The sequence below is a fragment of the Paraburkholderia franconis genome (genome assembly GCF_009362735.1).
Lineage (GTDB): Bacteria > Pseudomonadota > Gammaproteobacteria > Burkholderiales > Burkholderiaceae > Paraburkholderia > Paraburkholderia franconis.
The window spans coordinates 58,044-64,487 of the sequence record NZ_WHNP01000042.1; the positions used below are offsets into that span (position 1 = coordinate 58,044).

Below are 6,444 nucleotides of genomic sequence, written 5' to 3' on the forward strand. Positions count from 1 at the left end.
GGAAATTCATTAGCAATCGGGCACGGCTGTCGGCTGCGGCCGGCCCTGTCGCGCATCAATACGTGTGACTTTCATTAAACCGGGTTTTCTCGTGACAGTATTTCGACTAGACGTCAGAATGTATAGAATATCTGCCAATCGGACAAACGACATGAACTGGGAAACAATCGAAGCCCCGGCGGACGCCATGCCTCCTGCGCCGCTCACAGTCCGTGCGCAGTTCATCCCGGCGCGTCACTTCTTCCCGGAGCACTCGCACCGCTGGCATCAGATGGTCTACGCGATTTCCGGGGCGTTGACCGTGATATCGGAAGGCGGGTCGCTCGTGATCTCCCCGGAGAAGGCCGTGTGGTTGCCGACCGGGCTCCGTCACAAAGTGGGTTCGCTTCTCGGCGCTGAGTTTCGCAGTCTGTGGATAGCCGAAGAGACCGGCCGCGCGCTCGCAGGCACGGCTCCGATGGTGTTCGCGGTTTCGCCGCTGCTGAAGGCGCTCATCATCGAAGCGGCGGCCATCGAAGGGCGGCAAGACGATGACGGCTATGCTGGTCGAATCACCCATCTCATTCTCGACCAGCTCCGGCGTACCCGGCCATTGCCGACCGCGTTGCCATGGCCGAGAGACGGCGCGCTTGCGACGCTTTGCGAAGCACTTTATTCAGATCCGGCCGATCCGCGTGGACCGGAAGACTGGGGGCGCGTGCTGGGAATGTCGCCCCGCACGCTGGCGCGACGTTTCGTCAGCGAGACCGGCATGAGCTTGCGAACGTGGCGCCGGCGAATGAGGCTGTTTAGGGCGATCGAACTGCTTGGCGGCGGCATGGGCGTCACCCGCACAGCGATGGAGCTTGGCTACGGCTCGACATCGGCATTCGTGTATGCGTTTCGTCTCGAAATGGGCAGCAGCCCGCAGGTCTATATGCGCGGTCGTGGCGAGGAGGCGGGAAACCGGTCTGCGTCGCCAACTGCCCGTGTCGCCAGCGAATGACGGCAAATCAGCGCACGGCATGCGCCAATGCGTTGAGGGCGGCTGCCACGATGGTCCGTGGTAGTCCGCCCTCATAGGTTTAACGAAGTCGCGAAATCGTTTCGATGCTCCGCGCGGGCACCGGATGGCTCTCAGGCCAGCTGATCCTCCGGCTTGGCGACTTCAAGTTCGTCACGCGCCTGAGACGCGTCTTTGCGGACGTAGAACCGGTAGGCGGCATACACGACCAGCACCCAGACGGCCGAAACGACCAGCGACATGCGCATGTCCGGCAGGATCGCGATACCGACCAGTACCGCCGCCACGAAAGCGAGCGCGATGTAGTTGCTGTAGGGGTAGAACGGCATCTGGTATGCGATCTGGTCTTCTTCCCCGTTCTGGATCTTCAGCTTCCGGAACCTGAGATGGCTGATGACGATGGAGCCCCACGCACAGACCAGCGCGAACACAGTCACCGAAGAAAACAGTTCGAACGCCTGTTCAGGCATGATGTAGTTCAGCAGCACGCCCGCGAACATCGCGGCAAACACCATCAGGATTGCGCGGTGCGGTACCTTGCGTGAATTGGTGACGCCGAGAAAGGCCGGTGCGTTCTTCTGCAGTGACAGGTTGTAGAACGTGCGGCTATTGGTGAACACGCTCGCATTGACCGCCGACAGCACCGCCATGATCACGACCAGGTTCATGATGCTCGCTGCGGCCGGAATGCCGATCTTCGTGAAGACCTCGACGAACGGGCTACCCTTCGTTGTCAACGCCGTCCACGGGAATACCATCAGCAGGACCGCGATCGCACCGACGTAGAAAATCAGCAGTCGCCAGAACGTGGCATTGACGGCCTTCGGCATCGTCGTTTTGACATCCTTCGCTTCGCCGGCCGCGAGACCGAGATTTTCGACACCGCCGAACGAGAACGCGACCATCACGACCGCGAGGAATGTGCCGCTCGCCCCCTTGGCAAAGAATCCGCCGTGGTCGACGAGGTTGTGATAACCGACGGGCACGCCGTTGTTGCCGATGCCAAACACGATCATGCAGACGCCAAAGATGATCATGGCGACGATCGCGATCACCTTGACGAGCGAGAACCAGAACTCCGCCTCACCGTATATTTTGACGCCGATGATATTGACAACAAACATCAGCGATACCGCGGCGCCGGCCGTCACCCAGATCGGAATGTGCGGGAACCAGAAATGAACGTAATTCCCCAACGCATTCAGATCGGCCGCACTGGTGGCGAGCAGAAAGATGAACGCGTTCCAGCCGTTCAGAAAGCCTGCGAAGCGGTGAATATAGCGGTTCGAATATGACACGTAGGAGCCGGACACCGGTTCTTCCACGGCCATTTCACCGAGTGCCCGCATGACGAAATAGATGGCGATGGCGGCAAGCAGAAAGACCAGCAGAATGGCCGGACCAGCTGTTCTGATTGCCCAGGAAGATCCGTAGAACAGTCCTGTGCCGATTGCGCCGCCGATGGCAATCATCTGGATATGGCGGTTCTTAAGATCTCTTTTCAGATCTTCCCGCTCGTATGCCTGTGCTTCGATGTTGTTGCTCATGTCGCCTCCAAGGAAGTTAATCGAATGTTGTTTTTTAGATTGGAAAGAGGGTTTGATCGCACGTTGTGGCCGTGGAAAGCCTGGCGCGAACACCGTAATGCATCGCTCCTTTTTAGCCATAGTCAGTTTCTTTGTCTGAGCAGGCTCTTTATTTTTATCGTTATCCTAATTACATAATCTGCTTTCTCAAGTTCCGGCACACGTCGCTTCTCGTAGCGTCGATGGCCAGGCCAATCGCGCTGTCCGATGTAGGTCGTCTAAAGGGTCGCCCCGTGCATCGTAGTCCTGTGCCACGCCGCTTTCGGCGTTAGCATGGGCTCAGCGGATCGCGTGCTGCACGGATGCGACCACGCATGGATCTTCGTCGCGCATCGTCGTTGAGCGGGACGCTAGTTCGCTCTCGCCAATTGCTGTTCAGAGTTCAGCGAGCGCGGTGGTCAGACGGCGAATTGCTTCGTCCACGGTGGAACGCGGACAGCCAAGGTTTGCGCGCATGTACCCATGCCCCTCGATGCCGAACTTCGGCCCGTTGTCCAGCCACAGTCGCGCGCCCGTCAGCATGAAATGCTTGAGGACGTCGGGGTCCATCGCCAGTCCCCGGCAATCCATCCAGGCAAGGTAGAGCGAATCGGCAGGTAAAACCTCGATCTTCGACGTGAGGCTGTGGACCGCATTTCGGAAGTACGTGTGATTTGCACGCAGATACCGCAGTAACTCTTCGAGCCACGGCTCACCGCGAGAATAAGCAGCTTCGGCGGCGACCATTCCCAGCGTGTTGACGGATGAGTACATGTTCCTGTCAAACTGCCGACGTAATTCTTCGCGAACGCAGCGGTTGGGCACGAAGAGATTGGCGCTCTGAAGTCCCGGCAGGTTGAAAGTCTTGCTCGGCGCGGTGCAGGTGATGCTGTTCTCCGCAAACGCTTTCCCGAGCGACGCAAACGGGATGTGTTTCTTGAATGGATTCACGATGAGATCCTGGTGAATCTCGTCTGAAATCACGAGCACGCCATGCCGCAGGCAGATTTCCCCCATCGCACGCAGTTCGCCTTCCGACCAGACGTTGCCCGTCGGATTGTGCGGATTGCTCAGAATGAAGAGTTTCGTGTTGTGCCTGATCGCTGCTTCGAATGCCTTTTCGTCAAAGCGATATACGGTTCCCGTGCGCTCGAGCGGCGCACAGGTCAGCTGGCGCCCGTTCAGCAGAACATCGTCGTGGAAATGCGCATACACGGGCGGCTGAATCAGGACCGAGTCACCCGGCGAAGAGAACGCCTGGATGGCCGTTTTCAACGCGGTGATGATGCCGCTGGTTTGAAGCACCCACTCGCTCGGGACCTCCCAGCCAAAGCGCTTTGCCTGCCAGCCGGTTATTGCGCAGACGTAGCTCTCGGTCGCTCCGCGCGAATACCCGAATACACCGAACTCAACTGCCTCATGCAGTGCACCGATGACGACTTGCGGCGCCCTGAAATCCATATCCGCCACCCACATCGGCAGCGGATCGGCCGCGAATTCTTGTGCCGTCAGCAACTTCTCGCCGAACGCCCACTTGAGTGAATTGGAGCTTTTGCGGTCGATAACTTCATCAAAAATCGATCCGACTTTTCCGGCACCTGCGCCGCTTGCTGGCGTTTCACAATGGAGCTTCACGATGACTTCCGTTCGCGGTAGACGGCACGCCGGCGGCGTGACCTCGTATTGCAGCTAGAGTAGCAGCGCGAATTTCCTGGCAACAATGGTATGTTCTCATGGAGCAGTGAGCATAGCTCATGGATGCCCGCCCGCCTTGTGCACGAGGGAGACCTCAGACGATGGGCACCACGAGGAATCGGGACACCATGTGTATGCCGCGATGGTTGCAACGGCTTCCCACCGTATTCGATTTTCCAAAAATACCTTCAATTGCTCGATCAGGTTGGCCGTCGACCACGATCTGCCGGTTCGACTGATCTAAGCCGTATGTGCATGCGCTGGTGCCGACCTCCATGAAGGCGACGTCGATGCACCGATCATTGAAGTCCGGCTTTCATCGAAAAGCGACGAATAACATCGCTATTAAGATAACTTTTCCTTTTCTTCTGTCAACGGCGCGATTTCGTGGCACAACTTGAGCGGCGCGATTCGCAACGCAATCATTCGAACTACTACACACTGATTCGACGACGAATCGTCGCTCTGCCCCGTGTTCAAAATATCGGACAGCTGTTCGGCGACCACCGAACCGATCGCGTGAATCGCATCGTGTCGCCGTCAGTCCTTCTTTCGCAAGGCGATGCATGGCTCGGACCACCGGCAACGATGTTGTTGTCCCGCACGTCGCTGGACACTGCCCTCGCGATCGGCGAGCGTATCCGGGCGGCGATTGCCAGCACCACGTTCGCCAGTGAAATCGGACGCGACGTCTCCCGCCATGACCGCAACCGTGTGGGAGCCGCATAAGGGCGTTTACATGAACGAGCGAACGCATGCATTGCATGTGAGGCACAATCATTTTGGACTATTGACGACGTAGATCCTGAATTTCAACGCGGTGCATTGCATTCCGGTCACGTAAAAATGAAGGCCGTCTTGTATTGGCTTCTCGCGAGCAACGAAATTAATGGCATCTTCCTGCCCGTGCGGAAGACATTGAACCATGTGACCGTGCGGAACAGGGCGCTACGCGTCGGCGCGCGCATTGAAGCGGTTCAGCCGGCTGCGTGTCGCGCCCCGAAGGAAGAGACGGAGTGGACCCTCACCATCGACGGAGGATTCGTTAGAGGGAGGCGCAAGTCTGAATGTTCTAGCTTCGAGGTTTTAACGGGCCGCTTGAGCGCCAGAGAGCAGACGTCACGCGTATTCGCGTTCGTGAGAGGTTGCCGGATATCGTGGACCGGCTCACCACGCTCGTGAAGGCCACAACCGGAAGCGATCAACCGAAACTGTCGGTCATAACCGATGGTGCCAATGGCCTCCAGTCAATCGCAAGTCGATTGCCGTTTTCTCCTACACCTGTTCTGGACTGGTTCCATATATCAATGCGGGTGAGGTATCTCGAGCAGATCATCAAGGGCATACATGCACAAACGGAAACGGAAAAGGCCGCCCGACGTGCGCTGATATCCCGCGTTGACAAACTGCGCTGGTGCTTCTGGCATGCCAAACTCGAGAAGGCGAAAGACAGGATGCAAGGCATCCTGCTCCTCTGTCGGGTGATCGTGCCTGAAACTCCGGGCGTTGTAGAAAGTCTGGCGCAGCTCGACTACCGAACCCGAGAGCTTGTTGAATACGTCGAAGCGAATGGCGGCTCAACGATCGACTACGGCGCACGACACCGTCGCGGCAAACCCATCTCGACCGCCACGGCCGAGTCTGCAGTGAATCAGGTGCTCAACCAGCGCATGTGCAAGCGCCAACAAATGCGTTGGTCGCCGACAGGAGTCCATCTTCTTGCCCAAGTGCGATGCGCGGTGATAAACGGTGACTTGCGGGAGAGACTTGAAGTCTTCAGGCGACGTCCCCACGCGATATCTCTTGAGGTCGCGGTATTCCTCGATGAGTTTCGCCGGGCCTCGGAATCGCTACCCCAAGTTTTTTAACGCTCCCAACGCGAAGTGATAATCATTGAAAGGCCTCCTGGCCGCCCAAAGAAGGGGGCGGCCAGGGTCTACAGTTGAGATGCCAAGCTCAACCGACCCGTTCAGGAGAGAGGGTAGCCGCATTCCCTCTCGAAAACGCGGCCCCCGAAGAACCCTGCGAGCGACTTTCACCGCACAAGGCTCGCGCACAGCGTGAAGCGCCTTACTGACGCCGGTCTTGCCAATCTACTCAAGCCCTTCGCAAACACCGCATCGTTGATCCATTCCGTCGCCGGAACAAGGGCGCTGAACCGCTGATAAGCGGTCTCTCACA

Annotated in this window: 4 protein-coding genes and 1 pseudogene; 3 read left to right on the forward strand and 2 right to left on the reverse strand. The window is 58.0% G+C overall.

From position 1 onward, the window contains the following. Positions 1 to 64: 64 nt before the first annotated feature. Positions 65 to 985, forward strand: coding sequence for an AraC family transcriptional regulator (locus tag GCT13_RS32080; RefSeq protein WP_321574752.1), 921 nt, complete (start codon positions 65 to 67; stop codon positions 983 to 985). Between the two features lie 131 nt (positions 986 to 1,116). Here GCT13_RS32080 and GCT13_RS32085 read toward each other — a convergent pair whose 3' ends face one another. Beyond that, the gene (locus tag GCT13_RS32085; protein ID WP_321574753.1) at positions 1,117 to 2,643 is read right to left on the reverse strand and encodes an amino acid permease; all 1,527 of its coding nucleotides are present in this window, start codon (positions 2,641 to 2,643) and stop codon (positions 1,117 to 1,119) included. 321 nt (positions 2,644 to 2,964) lie between these two features. Then, complete coding sequence (locus GCT13_RS32090; RefSeq protein WP_321574754.1) at positions 2,965 to 4,203, reverse strand: MalY/PatB family protein; 1,239 nt, start codon at positions 4,201 to 4,203, stop codon at positions 2,965 to 2,967. Positions 4,204 to 4,650: 447 nt separating this feature from the next. On the opposite strand from GCT13_RS32090, the gene GCT13_RS32095 reads away from it, so the two are divergent. Next, entirely contained in the window at positions 4,651 to 4,992 is a 342-nt protein-coding gene (locus GCT13_RS32095) for a hypothetical protein (protein ID WP_152765043.1), read from the forward strand. Positions 4,993 to 5,160: 168 nt separating this feature from the next. Next, positions 5,161 to 6,034, forward strand: a pseudogene (locus tag GCT13_RS32100) (ISKra4-like element ISBte2 family transposase); the annotation flags it as partial. Positions 6,035 to 6,444 lie beyond the last annotated feature (410 nt).